18 protein-coding genes, 1 tRNA gene and 3 rRNA genes are annotated in these 26447 nt (G+C 51.0%); 12 read left to right on the forward strand and 10 right to left on the reverse strand.

Features of this window, described 5'->3' with window-relative positions:
* Positions 1-81 precede the first annotated feature (81 nt).
* Positions 82-819 (reverse strand): outer membrane protein assembly factor BamD, encoded by a 738-nt coding sequence (gene bamD / locus SK36_RS03655; RefSeq protein WP_048220780.1) that lies wholly within the window; start codon positions 817-819, stop codon positions 82-84.
* A 131-nt stretch (positions 820-950) separates the two neighbouring features.
* On the opposite strand from bamD, the gene rluD reads away from it, so the two are divergent.
* The 8 genes from rluD to SK36_RS03695 all read left to right on the forward strand — a co-directional run bounded on the left by rluD (position 951) and on the right by SK36_RS03695 (position 12395).
* Positions 951-1931, forward strand: coding sequence for a 23S rRNA pseudouridine(1911/1915/1917) synthase RluD (rluD, locus tag SK36_RS03660; protein ID WP_045446340.1), 981 nt, complete (start codon positions 951-953; stop codon positions 1929-1931).
* Entirely contained in the window at positions 1928-2659 is a 732-nt protein-coding gene (yfiH, locus tag SK36_RS03665) for a purine nucleoside phosphorylase YfiH (protein ID WP_048220781.1), read from the forward strand. Before rluD ends, yfiH begins: the two co-directional genes overlap by 4 nt.
* Positions 2660-2788: 129 nt before the next feature.
* Positions 2789-5362 carry an ATP-dependent chaperone ClpB gene (gene clpB, locus SK36_RS03670; RefSeq protein WP_045446336.1) on the forward strand — a complete coding sequence of 858 codons (2574 nt, stop codon included), beginning with the start codon at positions 2789-2791 and terminating at the stop codon, positions 5360-5362.
* A gap of 449 nt (positions 5363-5811) precedes the next feature.
* Positions 5812-7353 (forward strand): 16S ribosomal RNA (locus SK36_RS03675).
* 85 nt (positions 7354-7438) lie between these two features.
* Positions 7439-7514, forward strand: a tRNA-Glu gene (locus tag SK36_RS03680).
* Positions 7515-7731: 217 nt separating this feature from the next.
* Positions 7732-10637: ribosomal RNA gene (locus tag SK36_RS03685) — 23S ribosomal RNA — on the forward strand.
* 91 nt (positions 10638-10728) lie between these two features.
* Positions 10729-10844: ribosomal RNA gene (gene rrf, locus SK36_RS03690) — 5S ribosomal RNA — on the forward strand.
* Together the 16S, 23S and 5S rRNA genes with 1 tRNA gene alongside form the textbook arrangement of a ribosomal RNA operon.
* A gap of 252 nt (positions 10845-11096) precedes the next feature.
* On the forward strand, positions 11097-12395 hold the full coding sequence (locus tag SK36_RS03695) for an MFS transporter (RefSeq protein ID WP_048220782.1): 1299 nt from the start codon (positions 11097-11099) through the stop codon (positions 12393-12395).
* Here the strand turns inward: SK36_RS03695 and SK36_RS03700 are convergent.
* From SK36_RS03700 to trxC, 5 genes are all read right to left on the reverse strand, one after another.
* Positions 12392-12715 (reverse strand): YfiM family lipoprotein, encoded by a 324-nt coding sequence (locus tag SK36_RS03700; RefSeq protein ID WP_048220783.1) that lies wholly within the window; start codon positions 12713-12715, stop codon positions 12392-12394. The two genes, SK36_RS03695 and SK36_RS03700, sit on opposite strands and share 4 nt — an antisense overlap.
* 44 nt (positions 12716-12759) lie before the next feature.
* The gene (gene pssA / locus SK36_RS03705) at positions 12760-14115 is read right to left on the reverse strand and encodes a CDP-diacylglycerol--serine O-phosphatidyltransferase (RefSeq protein ID WP_048220784.1); all 1356 of its coding nucleotides are present in this window, start codon (positions 14113-14115) and stop codon (positions 12760-12762) included.
* A 114-nt stretch (positions 14116-14229) separates the two neighbouring features.
* Entirely contained in the window at positions 14230-16890 is a 2661-nt protein-coding gene (gene patZ, locus SK36_RS03710; RefSeq protein WP_048220785.1) for a peptidyl-lysine N-acetyltransferase PatZ, read from the reverse strand.
* A gap of 36 nt (positions 16891-16926) precedes the next feature.
* Positions 16927-17625, reverse strand: coding sequence for a tRNA-uridine aminocarboxypropyltransferase (gene tapT, locus SK36_RS03715; protein ID WP_048220786.1), 699 nt, complete (start codon positions 17623-17625; stop codon positions 16927-16929).
* Positions 17626-17694: 69 nt separating this feature from the next.
* A complete protein-coding gene (gene trxC, locus SK36_RS03720) occupies positions 17695-18114 on the reverse strand; it encodes a thioredoxin TrxC (protein WP_045446319.1) in 420 nt (139 codons plus the stop codon).
* Positions 18115-18321: 207 nt separating this feature from the next.
* On the opposite strand from trxC, the gene SK36_RS03725 reads away from it, so the two are divergent.
* Positions 18322-19371 (forward strand): tRNA/rRNA methyltransferase, encoded by a 1050-nt coding sequence (locus SK36_RS03725; RefSeq protein ID WP_045446316.1) that lies wholly within the window; start codon positions 18322-18324, stop codon positions 19369-19371.
* A gap of 33 nt (positions 19372-19404) precedes the next feature.
* Here the strand turns inward: SK36_RS03725 and ung are convergent, their stop codons facing one another.
* Complete coding sequence (gene ung / locus SK36_RS03730) at positions 19405-20094, reverse strand: uracil-DNA glycosylase (protein ID WP_048220787.1); 690 nt, start codon at positions 20092-20094, stop codon at positions 19405-19407.
* 319 nt (positions 20095-20413) lie between these two features.
* On the opposite strand from ung, the gene grcA reads away from it, so the two are divergent.
* Positions 20414-20797, forward strand: coding sequence for an autonomous glycyl radical cofactor GrcA (grcA, locus tag SK36_RS03735; protein WP_003037563.1), 384 nt, complete (start codon positions 20414-20416; stop codon positions 20795-20797).
* An 80-nt stretch (positions 20798-20877) separates the two neighbouring features.
* Here grcA and eamB read toward each other — a convergent pair whose 3' ends face one another.
* A complete protein-coding gene (eamB, locus tag SK36_RS03740; protein ID WP_048220788.1) occupies positions 20878-21465 on the reverse strand; it encodes a cysteine/O-acetylserine transporter in 588 nt (195 codons plus the stop codon).
* A 102-nt stretch (positions 21466-21567) separates the two neighbouring features.
* On the opposite strand from eamB, the gene SK36_RS03745 reads away from it, so the two are divergent.
* Positions 21568-22464 (forward strand): LysR family transcriptional regulator, encoded by an 897-nt coding sequence (locus tag SK36_RS03745; protein ID WP_136345497.1) that lies wholly within the window; start codon positions 21568-21570, stop codon positions 22462-22464.
* Positions 22465-22481: 17 nt separating this feature from the next.
* Here the strand turns inward: SK36_RS03745 and srmB are convergent, their stop codons facing one another.
* Positions 22482-23810: an ATP-dependent RNA helicase SrmB gene (gene srmB, locus SK36_RS03750; RefSeq protein WP_048220790.1), complete on the reverse strand. Its 1329-nt coding sequence runs from the start codon at positions 23808-23810 to the stop codon at positions 22482-22484.
* 130 nt (positions 23811-23940) lie between these two features.
* Between srmB and trmN the strand changes: the two genes are divergently transcribed.
* Entirely contained in the window at positions 23941-24678 is a 738-nt protein-coding gene (gene trmN / locus SK36_RS03755) for a tRNA(1)(Val) (adenine(37)-N(6))-methyltransferase TrmN (RefSeq protein ID WP_045446293.1), read from the forward strand.
* Here trmN and nadB read toward each other — a convergent pair.
* Positions 24663-26285 carry an L-aspartate oxidase gene (gene nadB, locus SK36_RS03760; protein ID WP_048220791.1) on the reverse strand — a complete coding sequence of 541 codons (1623 nt, stop codon included), beginning with the start codon at positions 26283-26285 and terminating at the stop codon, positions 24663-24665. The genes trmN and nadB overlap by 16 nt on opposite strands.
* Positions 26286-26447: the final 162 nt, after the last annotated feature.

A 26447-nucleotide genomic window follows, 5' to 3' on the forward strand; every position in this document is an offset into this window, starting at 1 on the left:
GCAGCTAAACCGCTTCAGTTACAGCGTCAACGGATAAAAAAACGGCAGCCCAAAGGCTGCCGTTTTGCATTTACAGATAAATCAGGTGTTGCTGCTGTTGGCGGCAATAATTTTCGCCACTTTTTCGGCCTGTGCATTCATCTGCATCTGGCGATAGGCGTTTTCCATCAACGGTAGAGCACCACGTGTTGCCTGTGTATCCGGGAAATCGCGCAGCATTCCTTCCACTCGGTTCACAACTGCAACCCATGCGCCACGTGCAGTGTAGTATTCAGCAACGGAGTACTCATACTTCGCCAGGCGATCTTTCAGGAAGACCAGTCGTTTGGTGGCATCCGTCGTGTACTGGCTATTCGGATAACCGCGTACCAGTTTGGAAAAGTCATTAAACGCAGCTCGGGCATGCTGAGGATCGCGATCGCTGCGATCGACACCAAAGAATCCTTGCAGTGCGCTATCATCCAACGCCATATTGGTCAGGCCACGCATGTACATGACGTAATCAATGTTAGGATGTGTCGGGTTCAGGCGGATAAAACGATCGATAGCAGCCTGAGCAAGTGGCAGATCGGCGTTTTTGTAGTAGGCGTAGATGAGATCTAATTGCACCTGCTGAGAATACGGTCCAAATGGATAACGGTTATCCAACGCTTCCAATTGCGTTATTGCCTGTTTCCAGTTACCGTCCTGCAGCTTTTGCTGAGCAGTCGCGTAGATTTCATTTGGCGGATTATCGGGCACCTCTTCCTTTGAACCAGAGCAACCCGCCAAAAACAGGCTCAACGTGGCTGCTGCCACCAGATATTTCATGCGCGTCATGACGTTTTGACTTTCCTCAAAATGTTTTACGGGAGATTCTCTGTTCCTGCTCCCGGTTAAGACCAGCTACAATAGCACACTATATTAAACGGCAAAGCCGTAAAACCCAACGTTAAACGAAGAAGCAGTTTATGGCACAACGAGTAGAACTCACCGCAACAGTCTCCGAAAATCAGCTCGGTCAACGCTTAGATCAGGCTTTGGCCGAATTGTTCCCTGATTATTCGCGTTCACGCATAAAAGAATGGATCCTCGATCAGCGCGTGCTGGTAAATGGTCATCTTTGCGATAAACCGAAAGAAAAAGTGTTAGGTGGAGAACGAGTCTCCATCAATGCTGAAATTGATGAAGAAGTCCGTTTTGAAGCTCAGGATATCCCGTTGGATATCGTTTATGAAGATGATGACATTCTTGTCATCAACAAACCACGTGACCTCGTGGTACATCCGGGCGCCGGTAATCCGGATGGTACGGTACTGAATGCGTTACTGCATTACTACCCGCCAATAGCGGATGTTCCGCGGGCCGGTATTGTGCACCGCCTGGATAAAGACACGACCGGATTAATGGTGGTGGCAAAAACCGTTCCGGCACAAACGCGTCTGGTAGAGTCGTTGCAGCTGCGTGAAATCACGCGTGAATATGAGGCTGTGGCAATCGGTCATATGACTGCGGGTGGTACGGTTGAAGAACCGATCAGTCGTCATCCAACCAAACGTACGCATATGTCAGTCCATCCAATGGGTAAACCGGCGGTGACTCACTATCGTATTATGGAGCACTTCCGTGTGCACACGCGTCTGCGGCTGCGTCTGGAAACCGGACGTACGCACCAGATCCGCGTGCACATGGCGCATATCACCCATCCGTTGGTGGGCGATCAGGTTTACGGTGGTCGTCCACGCCCACCGAAAGGCGCATCGGACGAATTCATTTCTACGCTGCGTAAATTTGATCGTCAGGCACTGCATGCCACCATGCTGCGCCTGTATCACCCGATCTCTGGTATCGAAATGGAATGGCACGCGCCGATTCCACAAGATATGGTTGATCTGATCGCGGTGATGCGTGCCGATTTCGAAGAACATAAGGATGATGTTGCCTGGTTATGAGTAAGCTAATTGTCCCGCAGTGGCCGCTGCCGCAAGGCGTCGCAGCCTGTAGTTCTACACGTATTGGCGGTGTCAGTATGCCGCCTTATGATTCGCTGAATCTGGGGGCCCATTGCGGCGATAACCCGGAGCATGTTGAAGAGAACCGCAATTGGCTGTTTGCTGCGGGCAATCTGCCTTCGAAACCCGTCTGGCTAGAACAGGTTCATGGTAAAGATGTCCTCAAGCTTAGCGGCGGGCCTTACTCTTCAAAGCGTGCAGATGCCTCCTGGAGCAATACGCCAGGCACCGTATGTGCGGTGATGACGGCGGACTGTTTGCCAGTGCTGTTCTGTAACCGAGCAGGAACGGAAGTCGCGGCGGCCCATGCGGGCTGGCGCGGGCTATGTGCGGGTGTCCTGGAAGAGACGGTGTCGTGTTTTACTGATAAACCTGAAAACATTATTGCCTGGTTAGGGCCGGCGATTGGCCCGAACGCTTTTGAGGTGGGACCAGAAGTCCGCGAAGCGTTTATGGCAATAGATCCGCAAGCGGAAAGCGCATTTCAGGCTCGCGGTGAAAAGTATCTGGCAGATATCTATCAACTAGCGCGCCAGCGTCTGGCAAATGTCGGGGTTGAGAACCTCTACGGAGGCGACCATTGCACCTTCAGCGAAAGTGAGACTTTCTTCTCTTATCGTCGCGACAATACCACGGGTCGTATGGCAAGTTTTATTTGGCTGATATAACCTAAAGAATCAAGACGATCCGGTACGCGTAATTTTCTTTTCACATAATTCAGGTCATTCACCTTGAATAATTGAGGGATGACCTCATTTAATCTCCAGTAGCAATTTTGACCTGTTATGGGAGGAGTTATGCGTCTGGATCGTCTTACTAATAAATTCCAGCTTGCTCTTGCCGATGCCCAGTCACTCGCATTGGGGCACGACAACCAATTCATCGAACCACTTCATCTAATGAGCGCCTTGCTGAATCAGGAAGGGGGATCGGTACGTCCTTTATTAACGTCTGCTGGCATTAATGCCGGCCAGTTACGTACAGCTATTGATCAGGCGTTGAGCCGTTTACCGCAGGTAGAAGGTACCGGCGGTGATGTGCAGCCTTCTCAAGAACTGGTGCGTGTACTGAATCTTTGCGACAAGCTGGCGCAAAAGCGTGGGGACAACTTTATTTCGTCAGAACTGTTCGTTCTGGCGGCGCTTGAGTCGCGCGGTACGCTGACAGATTTATTAAAATCAGCGGGGGCGACGACCGCCAATATCACTCAGGCAATTGAACAGATGCGTGGAGGTGAAAGCGTGAACGACCAGGGGGCTGAAGACCAACGTCAAGCCTTGAAAAAATATACTGTTGATCTGACCGAACGTGCCGAACAGGGCAAGCTCGATCCGGTTATTGGGCGTGATGAAGAAATTCGTCGTACCATTCAGGTACTGCAACGTCGTACTAAAAACAACCCGGTATTAATTGGTGAGCCTGGTGTCGGTAAGACGGCAATCGTTGAAGGCCTTGCTCAGCGAATCATTAATGGTGAGGTGCCAGAAGGTTTAAAAGGCCGTCGCGTACTGGCGCTGGATATGGGCGCGCTGGTGGCTGGGGCGAAATATCGTGGTGAGTTTGAAGAACGTCTGAAAGGTGTTCTGAACGATCTTTCGAAACAGGAAGGCAACGTCATTCTGTTTATCGATGAATTGCATACTATGGTAGGTGCAGGTAAAGCGGATGGCGCAATGGATGCCGGGAACATGCTGAAACCAGCGCTGGCGCGTGGGGAACTTCACTGCGTGGGTGCCACGACGCTCGATGAATATCGTCAGTATATCGAAAAAGATGCTGCGCTGGAGCGTCGTTTCCAGAAAGTGTTTGTCGCTGAGCCTTCAGTAGAAGACACCATTGCCATTCTGCGTGGTTTGAAAGAACGTTATGAACTGCACCACCACGTGCAGATAACTGACCCGGCAATTGTTGCTGCAGCGACGCTGTCCCATCGCTATATCGCTGACCGTCAGTTACCGGATAAAGCCATCGATCTGATCGATGAAGCCGCGTCCAGCATTCGTATGCAGATTGACTCCAAGCCGGAAGAACTGGACCGACTCGACCGCCGAATTATCCAGTTGAAACTGGAGCAGCAGGCGTTGATGAAAGAGTCTGATGAGGCGAGCAAGAAACGCCTTGATATGCTCAACGAAGAGCTGGACGAGAAAGAACGTCAGTATTCTGAGTTAGAGGAAGAATGGAAAGCGGAAAAAGCGTCACTCTCCGGAACGCAAACCATCAAGGCTGAACTGGAGCAGGCGAAAATCGCGATTGAACAGGCTCGTCGTGTTGGCGACCTGGCGCGGATGTCCGAATTACAATACGGTAAAATTCCTGAGCTGGAAAAACAGCTGGAAGCAGCCACCCAGTCCGAAGGCAAAACGATGCGTCTGTTGCGTAATAAAGTGACTGATGCGGAAATTGCTGAAGTGCTGGCGCGCTGGACGGGGATCCCGGTCGCCAGAATGCTGGAAGGTGAACGTGAAAAACTGCTGCGGATGGAGCAGGAACTGCATAGTCGCGTCATTGGGCAGAATGAGGCGGTCGAAGCTGTTTCTAACGCTATTCGCCGTAGCCGTGCTGGGCTGTCCGATCCTAATCGCCCGATTGGTTCGTTCCTGTTCCTTGGACCAACCGGTGTGGGTAAAACTGAACTGTGCAAAGCGCTGGCCAACTTTATGTTCGACAGCGATGACGCAATGGTACGTATCGATATGTCCGAGTTTATGGAGAAACACTCCGTGTCTCGTCTGGTAGGGGCGCCTCCGGGATATGTCGGTTATGAAGAAGGTGGATACCTGACGGAAGCAGTGCGTCGTCGTCCTTATTCGGTCATTTTGCTGGATGAAGTTGAAAAAGCGCATCCGGATGTGTTCAATATTCTGCTGCAGGTACTTGATGACGGCCGCCTGACTGACGGGCAGGGGAGAACGGTTGACTTCCGTAATACGGTAGTGATTATGACCTCTAACCTCGGTTCAGACTTGATTCAGGAACGTTTCGGTGAACTCGATTACGGCCATATGAAAGATCTGGTGCTGGGAGTTGTGAGCCAAAACTTCCGTCCGGAATTCATCAACCGTATAGATGAAGTTGTTGTATTCCATCCTCTTGGGGAACAACACATTGCATCTATTGCCCAGATTCAGTTGCAGCGTCTGTACAAACGTCTGGAAGAACGTGGCTATGAAATCCACATTTCTGATGAGGCGCTTAAACTGCTGAGTGCGAATGGCTACGATCCTGTTTACGGGGCGCGTCCATTGAAACGTGCTATTCAGCAGCAGATCGAAAACCCGCTGGCACAGCAAATCCTGTCTGGTGAGCTGATGCCGGGCAAAACGATTCGCCTGGAAGTGAATGACGATCGTATTGTGGCAGTGCAGTAAGCCGCAAAACATCAAAAACGGGTCCGTCAGGACCCGTTTTTGTTTAAAAAGAAGGCTCTAATGGGTTTGTATCACATATATTGATTGAAAAGTAATCGATTGATAGGTTTTTTATATTTTTAACTTGTCAGCCTGAAATAACTCCCTATAATGCGCCTCCACTGACACGGAACAACGGGCTACAGGCCGCCGGGTCAGCGGGGTTCCACTGAGAACTTCGCGGAGAAAAGCAAAAATAAATGCTTGACTCTGAATGAGGAAAACGTATTATACGGGACCTCGCGACAGAGCGCTAAAGCGCGTCGCAACTGCTCTTTAACAATTTATCAGACAATCTGTGTGGGCACTCAATGATACGGATTCTTAACGTCGCAAGACGAAAAATGAATACCAAGTCTCTGAGTGAACACGTAATTCATTACGAAGTTTAATTCACGAGCATCAAACTTAAATTGAAGAGTTTGATCATGGCTCAGATTGAACGCTGGCGGCAGGCCTAACACATGCAAGTCGAACGGTAGCACAGAGGAGCTTGCTCCTTGGGTGACGAGTGGCGGACGGGTGAGTAATGTCTGGGAAACTGCCCGATGGAGGGGGATAACTACTGGAAACGGTAGCTAATACCGCATAACGTCGCAAGACCAAAGAGGGGGACCTTCGGGCCTCTTGCCATCGGATGTGCCCAGATGGGATTAGCTAGTAGGTGGGGTAACGGCTCACCTAGGCGACGATCCCTAGCTGGTCTGAGAGGATGACCAGCCACACTGGAACTGAGACACGGTCCAGACTCCTACGGGAGGCAGCAGTGGGGAATATTGCACAATGGGCGCAAGCCTGATGCAGCCATGCCGCGTGTATGAAGAAGGCCTTCGGGTTGTAAAGTACTTTCAGCGAGGAGGAAGGCATTAAGGTTAATAACCTTAGTGATTGACGTTACTCGCAGAAGAAGCACCGGCTAACTCCGTGCCAGCAGCCGCGGTAATACGGAGGGTGCAAGCGTTAATCGGAATTACTGGGCGTAAAGCGCACGCAGGCGGTCTGTCAAGTCGGATGTGAAATCCCCGGGCTCAACCTGGGAACTGCATCCGAAACTGGCAGGCTAGAGTCTTGTAGAGGGGGGTAGAATTCCAGGTGTAGCGGTGAAATGCGTAGAGATCTGGAGGAATACCGGTGGCGAAGGCGGCCCCCTGGACAAAGACTGACGCTCAGGTGCGAAAGCGTGGGGAGCAAACAGGATTAGATACCCTGGTAGTCCACGCCGTAAACGATGTCGACTTGGAGGTTGTGCCCTTGAGGCGTGGCTTCCGGAGCTAACGCGTTAAGTCGACCGCCTGGGGAGTACGGCCGCAAGGTTAAAACTCAAATGAATTGACGGGGGCCCGCACAAGCGGTGGAGCATGTGGTTTAATTCGATGCAACGCGAAGAACCTTACCTACTCTTGACATCCAGAGAACTTAGCAGAGATGCTTTGGTGCCTTCGGGAACTCTGAGACAGGTGCTGCATGGCTGTCGTCAGCTCGTGTTGTGAAATGTTGGGTTAAGTCCCGCAACGAGCGCAACCCTTATCCTTTGTTGCCAGCGGTCCGGCCGGGAACTCAAAGGAGACTGCCAGTGATAAACTGGAGGAAGGTGGGGATGACGTCAAGTCATCATGGCCCTTACGAGTAGGGCTACACACGTGCTACAATGGCATATACAAAGAGAAGCGACCTCGCGAGAGCAAGCGGACCTCATAAAGTATGTCGTAGTCCGGATTGGAGTCTGCAACTCGACTCCATGAAGTCGGAATCGCTAGTAATCGTGGATCAGAATGCCACGGTGAATACGTTCCCGGGCCTTGTACACACCGCCCGTCACACCATGGGAGTGGGTTGCAAAAGAAGTAGGTAGCTTAACCTTCGGGAGGGCGCTTACCACTTTGTGATTCATGACTGGGGTGAAGTCGTAACAAGGTAACCGTAGGGGAACCTGCGGTTGGATCACCTCCTTACCTTAAAGAACCTTTCTTTGTAGTGTCCACACAGATTGTCTGATGAAAAGTAAATAGCAAGGCGTCTTGCGATTGAGACTTACACGTCCCCTTCGTCTAGAGGCCCAGGACACCGCCCTTTCACGGCGGTAACAGGGGTTCGAATCCCCTAGGGGACGCCACTTGCTGGTTCGTGAGTGAAAGTCACCGGCCGTTATATCTCAAAACTCATCTTCGGGTGACGTTTGAGATATTTGCTCTTTAAAAATCTGGATCAAGCTGAAAATTGAAACGACACACTGTGTCTGTTCTCCGTAATAAGAACAGATAAATGGTGTGTTCGAGTCTCTCAAATTTTCGCAACACGATGGTGTTTTACGAAACATCTTCGGGTTGTGAGGTTAAGCGACTAAGCGTACACGGTGGATGCCCTGGCAGTCAGAGGCGATGAAGGACGTGCTAATCTGCGATAAGCGTCGGTAAGGTGATATGAACCGTTATAACCGGCGATTTCCGAATGGGGAAACCCAGTGTGATTCGTCACACTATCATTACGTGAATACATAGCGTAATGAAGCGAACCGGGGGAACTGAAACATCTAAGTACCCCGAGGAAAAGAAATCAACCGAGATTCCCCCAGTAGCGGCGAGCGAACGGGGAGCAGCCCAGAGTCTGAATCAGCATGTGTGGTAGTGGAACGGTCTGGAAAGTCCGACGGTACAGGGTGATAGTCCCGTACACAAAATCACACGTGTTGTGAACTCGAAGAGTAGGGCGGGACACGTGGTATCCTGTCTGAATATGGGGGGACCATCCTCCAAGGCTAAATACTCCTGACTGACCGATAGTGAACCAGTACCGTGAGGGAAAGGCGAAAAGAACCCCGGCGAGGGGAGTGAAAAAGAACCTGAAACCGTGTACGTACAAGCAGTGGGAGCCTCTTTATGGGGTGACTGCGTACCTTTTGTATAATGGGTCAGCGACTTATATTCTGTAGCAAGGTTAACCGAATAGGGGAGCCGAAGGGAAACCGAGTCTTAACTGGGCGTTAAGTTGCAGGGTATAGACCCGAAACCCGGTGATCTAGCCATGGGCAGGTTGAAGGTTGGGTAACACTAACTGGAGGACCGAACCGACTAATGTTGAAAAATTAGCGGATGACTTGTGGCTGGGGGTGAAAGGCCAATCAAACCGGGAGATAGCTGGTTCTCCCCGAAAGCTATTTAGGTAGCGCCTCGTGAACTCATCTTCGGGGGTAGAGCACTGTTTCGGCTAGGGGGTCATCCCGACTTACCAACCCGATGCAAACTGCGAATACCGAAGAATGTTATCACGGGAGACACACGGCGGGTGCTAACGTCCGTCGTGAAGAGGGAAACAACCCAGACCGCCAGCTAAGGTCCCAAAGTCATGGTTAAGTGGGAAACGATGTGGGAAGGCACAGACAGCCAGGATGTTGGCTTAGAAGCAGCCATCATTTAAAGAAAGCGTAATAGCTCACTGGTCGAGTCGGCCTGCGCGGAAGATGTAACGGGGCTAAACCATGCACCGAAGCTGCGGCAGCGACACTATGTGTTGTTGGGTAGGGGAGCGTTCTGTAAGCCGTTGAAGGTGTCCTGTGAGGGGTGCTGGAGGTATCAGAAGTGCGAATGCTGACATAAGTAACGATAATGCGGGTGAAAAACCCGCACGCCGGAAGACCAAGGGTTCCTGTCCAACGTTAATCGGGGCAGGGTGAGTCGACCCCTAAGGCGAGGCCGAAAGGCGTAGTCGATGGGAAACAGGTTAATATTCCTGTACTTGGTGTTACTGCGAAGGGGGGACGGAGAAGGCTATGTTAGCCGGGCGACGGTTGTCCCGGTTTAAGCATGTAGGCGGAGGTTCCAGGTAAATCCGGTACCTTTTAACGCTGAGGTGTGATGACGAGGCACTACGGTGCTGAAGTAACAAATGCCCTGCTTCCAGGAAAAGCCTCTAAGCATCAGGTAACACGAAATCGTACCCCAAACCGACACAGGTGGTCAGGTAGAGAATACCAAGGCGCTTGAGAGAACTCGGGTGAAGGAACTAGGCAAAATGGTGCCGTAACTTCGGGAGAAGGCACGCTGATATGTAGGTGAAGTGATTTACTCATGGAGCTGAAATCAGTCGAAGATACCAGCTGGCTGCAACTGTTTATTAAAAACACAGCACTGTGCAAACACGAAAGTGGACGTATACGGTGTGACGCCTGCCCGGTGCCGGAAGGTTAATTGATGGGGTTATCCGTAAGGAGAAGCTCTTGATCGAAGCCCCGGTAAACGGCGGCCGTAACTATAACGGTCCTAAGGTAGCGAAATTCCTTGTCGGGTAAGTTCCGACCTGCACGAATGGCGTAATGATGGCCAGGCTGTCTCCACCCGAGACTCAGTGAAATTGAACTCGCTGTGAAGATGCAGTGTACCCGCGGCAAGACGGAAAGACCCCGTGAACCTTTACTATAGCTTGACACTGAACACTGGTCCTTGATGTGTAGGATAGGTGGGAGGCTTTGAAGTGTGGACGCCAGTCTGCATGGAGCCAACCTTGAAATACCACCCTTTAATGGCTGGTGTTCTAACGTAGACCCGTAATCCGGGTTGCGGACAGTGTCTGGTGGGTAGTTTGACTGGGGCGGTCTCCTCCTAAAGAGTAACGGAGGAGCACGAAGGTTAGCTAATCCTGGTCGGACATCAGGAGGTTAGTGCAAAGGCATAAGCTAGCTTGACTGCGAGAGTGACGGCTCGAGCAGGTGCGAAAGCAGGTCTTAGTGATCCGGTGGTTCTGAATGGAAGGGCCATCGCTCAACGGATAAAAGGTACTCCGGGGATAACAGGCTGATACCGCCCAAGAGTTCATATCGACGGCGGTGTTTGGCACCTCGATGTCGGCTCATCACATCCTGGGGCTGAAGTAGGTCCCAAGGGTATGGCTGTTCGCCATTTAAAGTGGTACGCGAGCTGGGTTTAGAACGTCGTGAGACAGTTCGGTCCCTATCTGCCGTGGGCGCTGGAGAATTGAGGGGGGCTGCTCCTAGTACGAGAGGACCGGAGTGGACGCATCACTGGTGTTCGGGTTGTCATGCCAATGGCATTGCCCGGTAGCTAAATGCGGAAGAGATAAGTGCTGAAAGCATCTAAGCACGAAACTTGCCCCGAGATGAGTTCTCCCTGAGACTTTAAGTCTCCTGAAGGAACGTTGAAGACGACGACGTTGATAGGTCGGGTGTGTAAGTGTAGCGATACATTGAGCTAACCGATACTAATGAACCGTGAGGCTTAACCTTACAACGCCGAAGCTGTTTTGGCGAAGAGACGAAATTTCAGCTTGATACAGATTAAATTGACATGCGAAAGCGTGTTGATAAACAGAATTTGCCTGGCGGCTGTAGCGCGGTGGTCCCACCTGACCCCATGCCGAACTCAGAAGTGAAACGCCGTAGCGCCGATGGTAGTGTGGGGTCTCCCCATGCGAGAGTAGGGAACTGCCAGGCATCAAACCAGTGAAGAAGCCCATCCTGCCGGATGGGCTTTTTTGCGTCTGCGGACTGCAGGTCTGACAAGCGTAGTTCTATCAGACTCAGGCTTCTTACCCTCCATCATATAAATCTGATTCCTTTCTCTGCTAATTAAAATCGTGATCTAACTCTCGCAATGATGCATAACAATTATGTAACATATTTTTTACTAAAAACGCGATGCATCATTGTAAGATTCAACAGATCCTTGGCAGGGGCACAATTCTAATGGCTGATAGCAGTGTAACTGAGAATGGGGCGCTGACCGACAGCGATACCCGTCGTCGTATATGGGCAATTGTAGGGGCGTCATCAGGGAATCTTGTCGAATGGTTTGATTTTTACATCTATTCTTTCTGTTCTCTTTATTTTGCTCATATCTTTTTTCCTTCCGGAAATACCACAACACAACTCCTACAAACCGCCGGCGTTTTTGCTGCGGGCTTCCTGATGCGGCCGATAGGCGGATGGCTTTTTGGCCGGATCGCAGATAAACATGGGCGTAAAAAATCCATGCTGTTGTCAGTGTGCATGATGTGTATGGGGTCGTTGGTGATCGCTTGTCTGCCGGGGTATGAAACTATCGGTACATGGGCACCCGCACTGCTGTTGCTTGCCAGATTATTCCAGGGACTGTCGGTTGGTGGAGAGTATGGAACTAGCGCAACCTACATGAGTGAGGTGGCCGTTGAAGGTAAGAAAGGATTTTATGCTTCATTCCAGTACGTTACGTTGATAGGCGGACAATTACTGGCATTACTGGTTGTGGTGATACTGCAGCAAACGTTAGAAGACTCTGCACTCAGAGCGTGGGGATGGCGTATCCCATTTGCGCTGGGGGCAGTACTGGCGATTGTCGCATTATGGTTACGTCGTCAGTTGGATGAAACATCGAAACAGGATGTTCGTGCGTTGAAAGAAGCGGGCTCCCTGAAAGGATTATGGCGCAACCGTAAAGCTTTTATTATGGTGCTTGGCTTTACCGCCGCTGGCTCACTTTGCTTTTATACGTTTACTACCTATATGCAAAAATACCTGGTAAATACAGCAGGTATGCATGCCAATGTAGCCAGCGGTATTATGACAGCAGCGCTGTGTATCTTTATGCTGGTGCAACCGTTATTTGGTGCTTTGTCAGATAAAATTGGTCGACGTACTTCGATGTTGTGCTTTGGGGTGCTGGCTACGCTGTTCACCGTTCCTATTTTGTCGGCGCTACAGAATGTGACGTCTCCATTTATGGCATTTGGTCTGGTGATGTGTGCTTTGTTAATTGTGAGTTTTTACACTTCTATCAGTGGGATCCTGAAGGCCGAAATGTTCCCGGCACAAGTTCGTGCTCTAGGGGTTGGGTTATCTTATGCAGTGGCAAATGCGTTGTTTGGTGGTTCTGCGGAATATGTTGCGCTGTCGCTAAAATCGGTCGGGATGGAAACGACATTCTTCTGGTACGTTACCGCTATGGCGGTGGTCGCTTTTTTTGTCTCGCTAATGCTACACCGTAAAGGGAAAGGGCTGCGCCTCTAGCGATGGGTCATTTGCCAGACAGCGTAGCCGGTGGATGCTCCGGCTATATCCCAGGCAAAATCTTTCCAACTCCAGCCGCTTCCTGAGGGGCGGCTGTCCAACAGTTCTTTTGATGCACCGAGGCTGACTGAGAACATAAAACCGATAGCAGCGCTGCGGTCGTTACTATTTCCCTGGTGCTGCGCATACTCGTTTCCGGCTGCAGCCAGCATGGCGGAGGCAATAAAGTGTTGGGCTTTGTCTTGTCCACTCCAGCTATCGTTCGCCATATGGCTACAGCCAGAAAGTGTCAGGATATAGGCAAGGATAAACAGGCGCACCGTTACCTCCACAGGAAAAACCCCGTCACTGGACGGGGTTTTGGTTACAGAATACGGCTGATTAATCTGTCGATTCGAATACGGCGTAGTCGACGGATAAGCTTACGTACTTTTACCGGATAGTCGGCAATACTCTGTAAGTCGCGATAGTGTTTAACGACGGTAGTATGCGTACGGATGAGCTCAAGCTCTTTTTCGCGCTGAAGGGTTAGCTCCTGCTTAGGATCGTGGATAAGAATGGCATTTTCCAGATCCAGGCGCCAGGCTCGGGGGTTAAGGTTGTTGCCGGTTAGCAACATCCATTTGTCATCAACCCACATACCCTTCAGATGATAGGTATTGTCATCATCTTTCCATAAGCGAACGACTAGCTGATCGGTATTAACGTAATACTGTAGACGGCTCAGGAAGCGGCGCAGGTTAATTTCATAAAGGTAGGGAAGTGCCCCGATGATCTTAAACGGCTCATTTTCAGGTATGAAAAAGTCGTTGGCGGTTTTATCGCCCACGATGATTTCTACTTTTTTCCCTTCCCGTAGTAGCTGGATGATATTGCGAACCAGCACAGCAGGCAGGTTGAAATAAGGGGTGCAGATCGTAAGCTTTTGCTCCGCACAAGGCATGAGATGGAAAATGGTCTTATTTAGCAGACTGGATTTTCCTAGCCCAACCAGAGGAGTAACAGAAAGCTGTTCGTTATCAGCATTCCCCTGGAAATGGAACGAGGCATCACGCAGTTCCTGACGGTACAGACGGATGTCGTTTTTAATTTCCGGGCTTTTAGGACGATGGATATCATCAAGGCGATTAACACCGCGACCGTTCATCAGGTTCTGCGTTACCCAGTCGAACATGATATCGGCCATTTGCGCGTTGCGAATCAGCTGGTAGCGGTCATAGCGGTATTTATCATGCTGGTGCAAGTAAACATCGTTCAGGCTTGCTCCGCTATACAGGACGCTATCATCGATGATAAAGCCTTTGAAGTGCAGGACGCCAAGCGCTTCACGAGTATTAATCGGTACGCCGTAGACCGGAATATCGATCCCTGGGTTTTCTTGCGCCATTCGGCAATACCAGTCAGCGTTGGTATTGGAGGCCGCAGCGCCAATACGCCCTCGCTGGGCACGATGCCAGTCAACAAGTACCCGAATATCCAGTTCGGGACGCTGCCGCTTAGCCGCATAGAGCGCGTCGAGTATGCCTTTGCCACCGTCATCCTGCTCCAGGTACAGAGCTATGATGCAGATCCGTTGCGTCGCGCTGGCTATTTTCTCCAGCAGAGTCTCCCTGAAATTAGCGGGAGCATAAAAGAAATCTACATCATCAACTGACTGAGAAATCTTAGGTAGTTGGGCAAGGTGTTGTTGATGTTTATTACGCTTAAATTTTGACAACATCACAGTGCATTTCTTCTCTGTTCATTGAAGGGTCCTCTGTGCTATGCAGACGACATAAGCGAGCAATGATACCACCAGTACCCATTAATGTGGTCAACATTTCCAGTACCTTACTCACGATTCCTCAAATTGGGCCAGATTAAGCGTTAGCCCAACAATCCCCTCTTCGAGCTGGACGTCAACATCAAACCCGAGCTTCCGGGCCAGGGCGACCATCCCACGATTGTTTGGCATCGTAATACCATTCAGGCGCCTGAGTCCGTGATCTCGGGTATACGTAATTAACTTTTCCATCAATCGACGGCCGAGTCCCAGTCCTTTGAGATCGGATCGAACCAGTACAGCAAACTCTGCATCTACGTTATCAGGATCCGAGATAGCTCGCGTAACACCGAGGATCTCTTCATGGTTATCTCGACAACGTACGGCGACAAAGGCCATTTCCCGATCGTAGTCGATCTGCGTCATATTGGCTAAATCTTCATGGGTAAATTCGTTGATCTCACTGAAGTAGCGGTAATAAAGATCTTCTTTCGTTACCTGTGAAATGAACTGCTGCAGTTGAGGCTCATCCTCCGGCAAAATAGGGCGGAACAGGCAGCGTTCGCCGTTTTTCATCTCAACCCACTCTTCCAGTTGATGGGGGTAGGGGCGTACAGCCAGTCTGCTTTCGTTGTCGCCAGTGAAAGGGGCAATATCCAGCGTGACGTCCAGTGCAGTAAATTCACCGGCAGAGGCCAGAAGCGGATGGATATCCAGACGCTGAATCTCCGGACAGTCGACGATCAGGTTGGATACCTGGACCAGAAGCTGACTTAAACCGGCGATATCTAATGGTCGTAGTGCGCTGCGGGCGCGGATCTTTTTATTTTTGATCCCCTGAATCACCAGATAACGTGCCAGATTCATGTTCAATGGCGGTAATGCCACCACGGCTTGTTCTTCAGGCCTCCACTCAACTCCACCTTCGCCCAGCATAATCAATGGCCCAAATACCGGATCGTGTTCAACAACTACGCGAAGCTCCTGAGCACCAGCGCGGTTGGCCATACTTTGTACCAATAAACCGTGGATACGCGCCTGCGGCCAGGCCATTTTCACCCGATCAAAAATCGCATTAGCGGCCTGCTGCACCTCTGTTGCTGTACGCAGATATAACATTACCCCCTGAACTTCCGATTTATGCGGAATATCAGGGGAACGCAGTTTTAATGCCACCGGGTAGCCGATTTGTTCTGCGATGTGCACGGCCTCTGCGCTGTCACTGGCAATCCAGGTCGGCAGTGTGTGTAAGCCATAGGCTTGCAAAATTGGCTGTACTTCATGTGTATCGAGAGATGTCGCCCCGTCAGCAATCGCCCGCTGCAAAAGATTATGTGCTTCGGCGGTATTGGCGGTCAGGCTGTCGGGCAACGCCGGTGTTTCTCGCAATTGCTTCTGGTTACGCCGATACTCGACCATATGCATAAACGCGGTGATGGTTCCCTCCGGTGTGCGATAGGTGGGTAATCCAGCCTCACTAAACAGCCTGCGTGCCTCCTGGGATGAAAATTCTCCGCACCAGTTCGTCAGCAAGGAAATGAATTTCCCTCTGGGGTGGTGTTTAACTGCTTCGATCAGTGCATGTGCGCTCTCGGTGCCTGGAGCCGCAGCGCTGGGCGAGTGAATCACCATCAGGGCGTCGAAATCCTGGCTGGAGAGTAAAATATCCAGTGTTTTGATGTAGTGTTCGCTGCTGGCGTCGTCACGCAGATCCAGTGGATTTGCGATATCAACATGGAGAGGTAAGGCATCGCGTAATTTCTGACAGGTCTCTTCACTCAGCGTGGCCAGCTTGCCGTTTCGTGACCACAACTCATCTAATGCCAGAGCAGCGGGAGCGGCACCGTTGCTGATAATCATTAACCTGTCGCCCCGTAGCGGGCGCATATGGCTCAGGGTTTCTACCGCAGAAAAAAGCTCGTGAGTATCCTGTACGCGTAACAGACCGGCACGCTGGATGGCGGCATCCCAGGCAGGGTCCATTCCCGCACTGGTATGAAGTAAACGCTGGGCTGCCGGACTTCGACCGCTTTTAATCACCAAAATAGGTTTATTACGCGATGCGCTACGTGCCGCAGAGACAAAGCGTCGGGCATCACTCAAATGTTCGAGATAGAGCAGAATTGCGCTGGTTTTACTGTCACGGGCCAGGTAATCAAGTAGCTCATCAACGTCGATATCCAGGCTGTCGCCAAGCGCGATGAAATAGGAAAATCCCATTTCCCGCTGCTGCGCCCAGTCGAGAATAGTGTTGGATACGGCAGCAGACTGAGAGATAAATGCAAGCTTACCGCGCTTAATCGGTACCGGTGAAAAACTGGCGTTGAGTCCCTGCCAGGGGGCGAGAAGTCCCAAACTGTTGGGACCGAGCAGACGTATTCTATGGCGTGATGCGCAAGCTAACAGTTCAGCGTGCTGTGCTGCGGGCGCCGAGAGAATAATGCAGGTTTTACAGCCTTTTTCACCTAACGCTTCAAGCAATGCCAGATTGCGGCTCGCATTGGTGCACAAAACGGCAAGATCGGGAGTAAAAGGCAGGCTGGCGATATCGGGCCAGGCAAGAACACCTAAAACCGCTTTCCAGGCAGGTGTCACCGGTAAAACCGGCCCATTGAAACCCCCAGCCAGTAAGTTACGCATCATCAGGTAACCTGCTCGATTGGGTTTCATTGATGCCCCAATCACCGCAATGGATTTCGGTCGCAGTAGCGCTTCCAGACCACGTTGACTCATATCGGCTTCCTTAATGACACCAGTGACCGAATGATTTTAAACGCTTTCTGCTGAATCTGCTGTGACGCTTCCCTGATGTTGAGTTTTTCCTGCCAGATAGCGTGTTTTAAAGCGTGTGAAGTGCCCACCTAATGCTTCTGCTGCTTGCCTGTCACCAGCCAGATCCAGTAAGGCTATCGCCACTTCGGCAGTGCAATACTGCCCCTCAGCATGCGCTTCGCGCAGATGGTAGGCGGAAAGGCGCGATAAATCGACGGAAATCACCGGCAGGTTATCCAGGTACGGACTTTTACGGAACATCTTGCGCGCTTCCGGCCAGGTACCATCGAGCATAATAAACAACGGCGGTTTATCTGCTGGTGGCGTGAAAATTACTTCACGTTCCTCACCTGCATATGAAGCGGGGAACACTACCATGGGGTGATAATCTGGATTTCGTGCCAGCTCAAGTAATGCCTGCGGCGGTTCGGTTCGTGACCACTGAAAGGCAACGGTATCTGGCAAAATATCGGCAATTAAACGCCCCGTATTGCTGGGCTTCATAGGTTCGGTATCAAACATCACCAGACAAAAGCGACTTTTTGCCTGAGAGGGCGCGAGCGTTTCGCAAAGGCAGAGCTTTAGTGGCAGCAGGCAACGCTGGCAGCGACGGATGCGATTACCTCTGGCAAGAAAAGGGCGCGTGGCGCGCGCAAGGCGCTCGGCACGTAACTGAAGAACGGCGTTATCTGTCATGGGGAAGCACGTTGAAAAACGTTATTGTCGCAGAGGACAAAACGGGGCACAAGACGTGCCCCGGATAGATTATAGTGATTCGTTAAGCCAGCTATCAAATGGGGCTTTTGGCACGGCGCCATTTAACATATCGACGACTTCACCTTTCTTGAAAATCATGATTGTCGGGATGCTGCGGATGCCGAAACGTGCGCTGAGTTCGCGTTCAGCTTCCGTATTCACTTTAACAAAGCGTACTTTACCGCTACGCTCTTCGGCAACATCTTCAAAAATTGGGGCGAAGTTACGGCATGGGCCACACCATGGTGCCCAGAAGTCGACTACCACCGGAAGATCGTCTTTTAATAACTTATCCAGTGTAGCTCCGGTCGCATTGATCACCTCACCATCAAACAGATCGTGACCACAGCGTCCGCATTTGGCCGTATCCTGAACGCGATCTTCAGGGATGCGGTTGATAGCCTGGCAGCTGGTACAAACGGTATTCATAACTAACCTCTGGATGAGTAGGATGGACTTCGCGGCAATGACGCCGGTATGTTTCTATTATGTTACATATTATCGGAGAGACTGTTTTAAACAACAATGCGTTTTATTCAATGAGTACAATAGTCATAAGCTTTTAAATGAAATAATGGCTAACGACGTGCACATCGGGTAATCTGCGCGCTTCGCGCAGCGCTGGTGGAGAAAAGCATGAACGATGAATTGAAGAATAAAAGCGGCAAGGTCAAAGTGATGTATGTCCGCAGTGATGATGATTCTGAAAAACGTACCCAGAACCCGCGTACCGGGAAAGGGGGAGGACGTCCAGGAAAGTCTCGTGCAGACGGTGGCCGTCGCCCCGCCCGCGATGAAAGAAATAATCAGAGCCGCGATCGTGACCGTGACCGCAAACGTGAAGACTCACCATGGCGTACTGTATCCCGCGCGCCGAGTGATGATGTCGCGGAAAAGGCCGATCACGGTGGTATTAGCGGCAAGAGTTTTATCGATCCTGAAGTATTACGTCGTCAGCGTGCGGAAGAAACCCGCGTTTACGGTGAAAATGCCTGTCAGGCTCTGTTCCAGAGCCGTCCGGATGCAATTGTCCGTGCCTGGTTTATTCAGAGCGTGACACCACGATTCAAAGAAGCGTTACGCTGGATGGCGGCAAATCGCAAAGCCTACCACGTGGTTGACGAGGCCGAACTGGCGAAAGCTTCTGGTACCGAGCACCATGGCGGCGTTTGCTTCCTGATTAAGAAACGTAATGGTACTACCGTTAAGCAATGGGTCGGTCAGGCGGGCGCGCAGGATTGCGTACTGGCGCTGGAAGATATCGCTAACCCGCACAACCTGGGCGGTATGATGCGTAGCTGTGCGCACTTCGGTGTGAAAGGCGTGGTAGTGCAGGACGCAGCTCTGCTGGAATCTGGTGCAGCGATTCGCACCGCGGAAGGTGGGGCAGAGCACGTTCAACCAATTACTGGTGACAGTATTGTCGATGTGCTGGATGATTTCCGCCAGGCAGGTTATACCGTCGTCATGACCTCCAGCGACAAAGGTAAGCCGTTGTTTAACACAACGCTGCCGGAAAAAATGGTGCTGGTATTAGGCCGCGAACGCGAAGCTCTGCCGGAAGCGGCATGCTCAGCAGACGACCTGTGTGTCGCGATTGACGGCACAGGCAACGTAGAGACACTCAACGTCTCCGTCGCGACAGGCGTACTGCTCGCGGAGTGGTGGCGTCAGAACAAAGCCTGATAATAAAAATGCCAGCGAATCGCTGGCATTTTTTTACTCACTCTCAGCCGGCAGTACCGGCATCCAGTCAATTGTTTTTTCACCTCGTTGTTCCAGCCACGTATTTGCCTGTACAAAGTGATTGCAGCCAAAGAAACCGCGATGTGCCGAGAGCGGTGAAGGGTGCGGCGCTTTCAGGATATGGTGACGCTGCGCATCAATAATTGCCCCTTTCTTCTGCGCGTGCGCGCCCCAGAGCAAAAATACCACCCCTTCACGATGTTCATTGATCAGGCTAATGACTTTATCGGTAAAGGCTTCCCAGCCGAGACTCGCATGTGAATGCGCCTGACCAGCCCTAACGGTAAGGACAGTGTTAAGTAACAGAACACCCTGGCGTGCCCAGCTTTCCAGATATCCGTGTGCAGGTCGCGTAAAACCTGGAATTGTGGCTTCCAGCTCTTTATACATGTTCAGTAATGATGGCGGAATGGCAATGCCAGGACGGACAGAAAAGGCGAGACCATGTGCCTGACCTGGCCCATGGTAAGGATCCTGCCCCAGAATGACGACCTTAACATCGCCCAGCTCGGTAAAACGAAATGCGTTAAACACATCTTTTTGTGGTGGGTAAATTGTCATACCCGACTGGCGTTCGCCGGCGACAGTATGCAGTGTATTAACAAAGTAGGGCTGTTGTTTCTCTTCAGCCAGCACATCGTGCCAGGTTAATTCGGTGGCCATCTCGCTCTCCTGCGAATTTGCAATCGCTATAGCTTAACTGCTTCTTTATGAGGCGCAAAATTCTGTACGTTTCTCAATGGGCTAACCCTTAAAGATAGTTGAAAATTTATGTAAAAAGTTTACCTGAGGACTTGGCGTAAGTTGATGTAAAACAATAAAATCCACCCATCACCACTTTTGATGTGTGGTTTTTGTTGATTTAAATCAAAGATTCAAGGGTGTGTGAGGGGTATATATACACTCAAGCAACAATGGTTTTACCAATTGGCCGGAGAAACGGCTGACCGAAATCAAATAATTTTGCCGGGGAGGCATTAACATGATTACAGGTATCCAGATTACTAAAGCTGCAAATGACGACCTGCTGAACTCTTTCTGGCTGCTGGACAGCGAAAAAGGTGAAGCACGCTGCATCGTTGCGAAAGCAGGTTTCAATGCCGATGAAGTCGTTGCCGTCAGCAAACTGGGTGAAATTGAATACCGTGAAGTTCCAGTAGACGTGCAACCAGAAGTGCGTGTGGAAGGCGGTCAGCACCTGAACGTCAACGTTCTGCGTCGCGAAACGCTGGAAGATGCGGTTAAGCACCCGGAAAAATATCCGCAGCTGACTATTCGTGTTTCTGGTTATGCAGTGCGTTTCAACTCACTGACACCAGAACAGCAGCGCGACGTTATTGCTCGTACCTTTACTGAGAGCCTGTAAGGCTTACGGGGAATCAACCCCGCTAAATCAATAATCAAAAAGCGGAAGATGTCAGTGCATCTTCCGCTTTTTTACATCATTTAATAAAAGATCCTCACAGCGCAGTACACCAGCAGTAATGCCAGAATGACATTCAATTGCCGCCCATAGCTGCGAAAGATGCGCTGGAAAAAATGACCAGCCAGCGCCCAGCAGGCATTGCCGAATGTTCCTATCAATGCCAGTAATACACTAACTCCAATTATCCAACTCAGCTCTTTTGTATGCGGCAAAACAAACGTGGATAACGCGGTAATGCCGTACAAAATGATTTTGACATTAACAAACTGCAAGCCAAAACTTGCCCAAAAGCTAATCGGTTTTGCCTCAAGGCTATCATTTGAGGTCGGGCTGGTGGCGATTTTTATGGCCAGCCATAAGATATATGCTGCCCCCGTCCAACTGAGCCAGTGGACGATAGCCGGATCAATGACTGCAAGCGAGAATGAAATCCCGGCACACAGCAACATGACTATCAAAAAGCCCAGGCTCATTCCCGCCAGAACACGCGTACTCTGACGAAAGCCATGTGATGTCGCTGCACTAAGCGCGAGGATATTGTTCGGGCCGGGGGTTAGCGCAGTAATCAGTGTATAGGTCCAGAATGCACTTAAAAGCGTGGGGGTCACTTGTTATCTCCTCTGTTTTAGCAGAGAGTACCCGACACAGAACATTTAAAAAAATGAATGTTTTTGCATTCTAAGTTCGATAATTTCGATAGGTTGGTGAAGATGGATTTACGTCGGTTTATTACGCTAAAAACGGTGGTAGAAGAGGGCTCATTTCTTCGGGCTTCGCAAAAACTTTGTTGTACGCAGTCAACCGTTACGTTTCATATTCAACAGCTTGAACAAGAACTCTCGGTGCAGTTGTTCGAAAAAATTGGTCGCCGGATGTGCCTGACCAGTGAAGGGAAACGGCTGATGCCGCATATACATGACTTGACGCGCGTGATGGCATCGATCCGGCAAACGGCACAACAAGATGCACAACCGAGCGGCGATCTCCGCGTCGCAACCGGAGAAACGCTGTTGGCTTATAAAATGCCTCAGGTTTTACAACGGTTTAAACAACGTGCGCCCAATGTTCGCTTATTCTTACAGTCACTCAATTGTTATGTCATTCGTGATGCTTTGCTGAGTGATGATGTTGATCTGGGAGTATTTTATCGGGTTGGTAATGACGATGCTCTTGAGATGCTGCCATTGGGCGAACAACCTCTTGTCCTGGTTGCTTCTCCGGTTCTTCAGCACGTTAATTTCACCCAGCATAACCAGCACATACCCTGCAGCTTTATCATTAATGAACCGCAATGTATCTTCAGGCAACGCTTTGAAAGTCTGCTGCGAAAGCGACAGATTACACTGGAAAATACCATTGAACTCTGGAGTATTGAGAGCATCAAGCAGTGTGTATCTGCTAATCTTGGTGTTAGCTTTTTACCGCGATTTACCGTTGAGAAGGAGTTGCGTTCAGGAGAATTGATAGCGTTACCGTTTGGTGAAGATTCTGAGTTGATTACCGCATTGTGCGCGCATCATGCCGGAAAAGTCGTCAGCCCGGCTATGCGGGTTTTCATGGATTGTATTGTAGAGAGCTTTGCGAGGCATGAAAAAATGCCGGGCTGACTGGCCCGGCATTCGGTTTATTCTTTGTCGGACTGCTGTGAGGCAGATCCGCTCGGCTTACGACGCTTGCCGATATTCTTGGCATCGCGGTGACGTTTCTTCACACGCGGCTTCTCTTTATCCTTCGCCTTCTTCTCGGCGCGTTTTGCCAGCACTTTCTTGGATGGCTTGCCGTTAGATTTTTCACTTGGCGCACGGGTTGTTGGACGCAGTTCGTCAATAACTCGCGGCTTCAGTGGTTCATCTACATAACGGCTTGCTTTGCCGAGCAGCAGGTGGTCATGCGCTTCAACCAGAGAAATCGCGGTACCTTTACGGCCAGCACGACCGGTACGACCGATGCGGTGCAGATAGGCATCGCCACTGCGCGGCATGTCATAGTTAAACACGTGGCTGACGTCTGGGATATCAATACCACGTGCGGCCACGTCGGTCGCAACCAGTACGTTCACCCGACCATCGGTCAGTCGTTTGATCGCTTCGTTGCGTTTATTCTGTACCATCTCGCCTTCGAGATAGCTGTTATTAATCCCCGCCTGGCGCAGCCAGCCTGCAAGTTCGTGCACACGCTCGCGTTTGCGTACAAAGACAATTGAGCGGGTCGCTTCAGGCTGTTTTAACAGATGGATCAGCAGAGCTGTTTTATGCTCGATGTCATCGGCGCGGTAGTACCACTGATGGATCTTCTTGCGTTCGCGCGTTGACGGATCCGCTGAGACCTCAACCGGATCTTCCAGCAGACGCTCGGCAAAATCTTTAATCGCATCACCTTCCAGCGTGGCGGAGAACAGCATGGTCTGCTTGCGCCAGCGTGTTTCACCGGCGATGTGCTCGATGTCCTGGGCAAAGCCCATGTCCAGCATGCGATCGGCTTCATCGAGGATCAGTGTTTCGACTGCATGGCAGTCGAAGTTCTCTTCTTTAATATATTGCAGCAGGCGGCCTGTGGTTGCGACCACGATGTCCTGGTTTGCGCTGAAGACTTCCATGTGGTTCATGTAAGCCACGCCGCCGGTAATAGTGGCGATATCCAGATGCGTATTTTTGGCCAGTTCACGAGCGTGTTCGGCAACCTGCATCGCCAGTTCGCGCGTCGGCGTCAAAATTAAAATGCGCGGTGGACCGGATTTTTTGCGCGGGAAGTCGAGCAGGTGCTGCAACGCTGGCAGCAAGTATGCCGCCGTTTTACCGGTGCCTGTCGGCGCAGAACCGAGTACATCACGTCCATCGAGCGCAGGCGGAATGGCGGCAGCCTGAATGGCGGTCGGGCGAGTGAAACCTTTTTCCTGGAGGGCATCCAGCAGGCTTTCATCGAGTTCAAGTTCGGAAAAAGTCGTTACAGTCATGTTCTACCTCTGTGTGGGGCGCTGATTATAGACGTTACGGCTGCAATCTTCATCTGTTTGTATGGATATACCTTCTCAGGTATTGTTTTTATCCAATGTTATCGTTTTTTTTCCAGGAAGGTTGTTCTTCATGCCCCAGTCTACATCCGTACTTCGACGTAATGGATTTACTTTTAAGCAGTTTTTTGTGGCACACGATCGTTGTGCAATGAAAGTCGGAACGGACGGTATTTTATTAGGCGCCTGGGCGCCCGTCGCGGGTGTAAAACGGATCCTTGATATCGGTACCGGGAGTGGCCTGCTGGCGCTGATGCTGGCCCAGCGCACGGATGAAAGCGTCATTATTGATGCCGTGGAGCTTGATGTCGATGCCGCGCTGCAGGCTCAGGAAAACATTGTAAAATCTCCATGGATGCATCGTGTGACAGTGCATTCAGAAGATGCGCAGCTGTGGGTACCGCGCCAGACCGTGCGTTTCGATCTGATCATCAGTAACCCTCCCTATTATGAACAGGGGGTAGAGTGTGCCACGCCGCAACGTGAGCAGGCACGCTATACCACCACACTCGATCACGAAGCATTGTTAACACTGGCGGCGAACAGTATTACAGAAGAAGGTTTTTTTTGTGTGGTGCTGCCGGAGCAGATTGGTAACGCATTTACCCAGCAGGCTCTGGGTATGGGCTGGCATCTGCGTCTGCGTACGGATGTTGCAGAAACTGAGGCTCGTCTACCGCACAGGGTATTGCTGGCTTTCTCCCCGCAGGCCGGGGAGTGTTTTATTGACAGGCTGGTGATTCGTGGGCCAGACCAGCGCTATTCAGAAGGCTATACGGCGCTGACCCAGGCGTTTTATCTGTTTATGTGATGGCTTAACGGCGACAGGATAGAAGGGCCTGACTCGGGACGTTGTTCAGGATAATCCAGTGTGTAATGCAGGCCCCGACTCTCTTTACGTATCATCGCGCAGCGCACAATTAATTCGGCAACCTGCACCAGATTGCGCAGTTCCAGTAAATTGTTTGACACACGGAAATGGGCGTAATACTCATCAATTTCCTGTTGAAGCATGGTGATACGCCGCAGGGCGCGTTCCAGACGTTTTGTTGTACGTACAATGCCAACGTAATCCCACATAAAGAGCCGTAGCTCATGCCAGTTATGCTGGATAACAACCAGTTCATCAGGGTTTTCTACCCGGCTCTCGTCCCACCCTGGGAGCGTACTTACGCCGCGCGCGTAAGGCATTCTTCGATCAATATCTTCCGCCGCAGACCAGCCATACACCAGACACTCCAGCAGTGAGTTCGATGCCATGCGATTTGCGCCATGCAACCCGGTATAACTGACCTCTCCGATGGCATACAGACCGTCGACATCGGTACGGCCAAAGTCATCGACCATGACGCCACCGCAGGTATAGTGTGCAGCAGGCACAATCGGAACCGGCTCTTTTGTCAGATCGATCCCCAGGCCCAATAATTTTTCATAAATCATCGGAAAATGCTGGCGGACAAATTCTTCCGGCTTATGGCTGATGTCAAGGAACATGCAGTCCGCGCCAAGGCGTTTCATTTCATGGTCAATGGCGCGAGCAACAATATCTCGCGGAGCCAGTTCTCCACGCTCGTCGAAGTCGGGCATAAAGCGCGATCCATCCGGGCGCTTCAAATGTGCCCCCTCGCCACGTAACGCTTCAGTCAGTAGAAAATTACGCGCTTGCGGGTGATATAGCGCAGTTGGGTGGAACTGGTTAAATTCGAGGTTGGCAACGCGGCAACCTGCGCGCCAGGCCATCGCGATCCCATCGCCCGAAGAAATATCCGGATTAGTGGTGTATTGGTAAACTTTGGATGCGCCGCCGGTTGCCAGTACCACGGATTTAGCGTGGCAGGTTTCGACGGCTTCTTTATTACGGTTCCAGATCCAGGCACCGACAACGCGACGCGTACCCGGCAGGCCGATTTTATCGGAGATAATCAGGTCCACGGCGTTGCTACGCTCCAGAACCTGAATATTGGGATGATTTTGTGCCTGGCTGACCAGCGTGGTTTCGACCTCTTTGCCAGTAGCGTCGGCGGCATGCAGGATACGTCGGTGGCTATGGCCACCTTCTCGGGTCAGGTGATAGCTCTCTTCGCCGTTGGGCTGAACCTGGGTATCAAAAAGGACGCCCTGATCAATCAACCATTGGACGCACGTGCGGGCATTGCTGGCAACAAACTCAACCGCATGTCGATCGCAAAGACCAGCTCCTGCAATCAGCGTGTCTTCAACGTGGGAGTCGATACTGTCAGTTTCATCGAAAACAGCGGCGATGCCACCCTGAGCATAGAACGTTGAGCCTTCACTTACCGGCCCTTTACTCAGCACAATGACCTGATGTTTTTCAGCCAGGCGTAACGCCAGCGAGAGTCCGGCAGCTCCGCTGCCAATGATCAACACATCACAGGATAATTCAGGGGTCGTATTCATGATTTTTGTTTAATTTACTAAACAGTGTTGGTCACCATAGCACCACATTGCGCGATACTGCACGTTTTATTTTTGATTGTGTTGCAATGACTAAACATTAAAGAAATGTACGATGAGGAGTAAAATACGAAAAATATTTTGCGAAGCAGGCCGTTAGCAACA

It is taken from the genome of Citrobacter sp. MGH106, assembly GCF_001037495.1.
GTDB lineage: Bacteria > Pseudomonadota > Gammaproteobacteria > Enterobacterales > Enterobacteriaceae > Citrobacter > Citrobacter murliniae.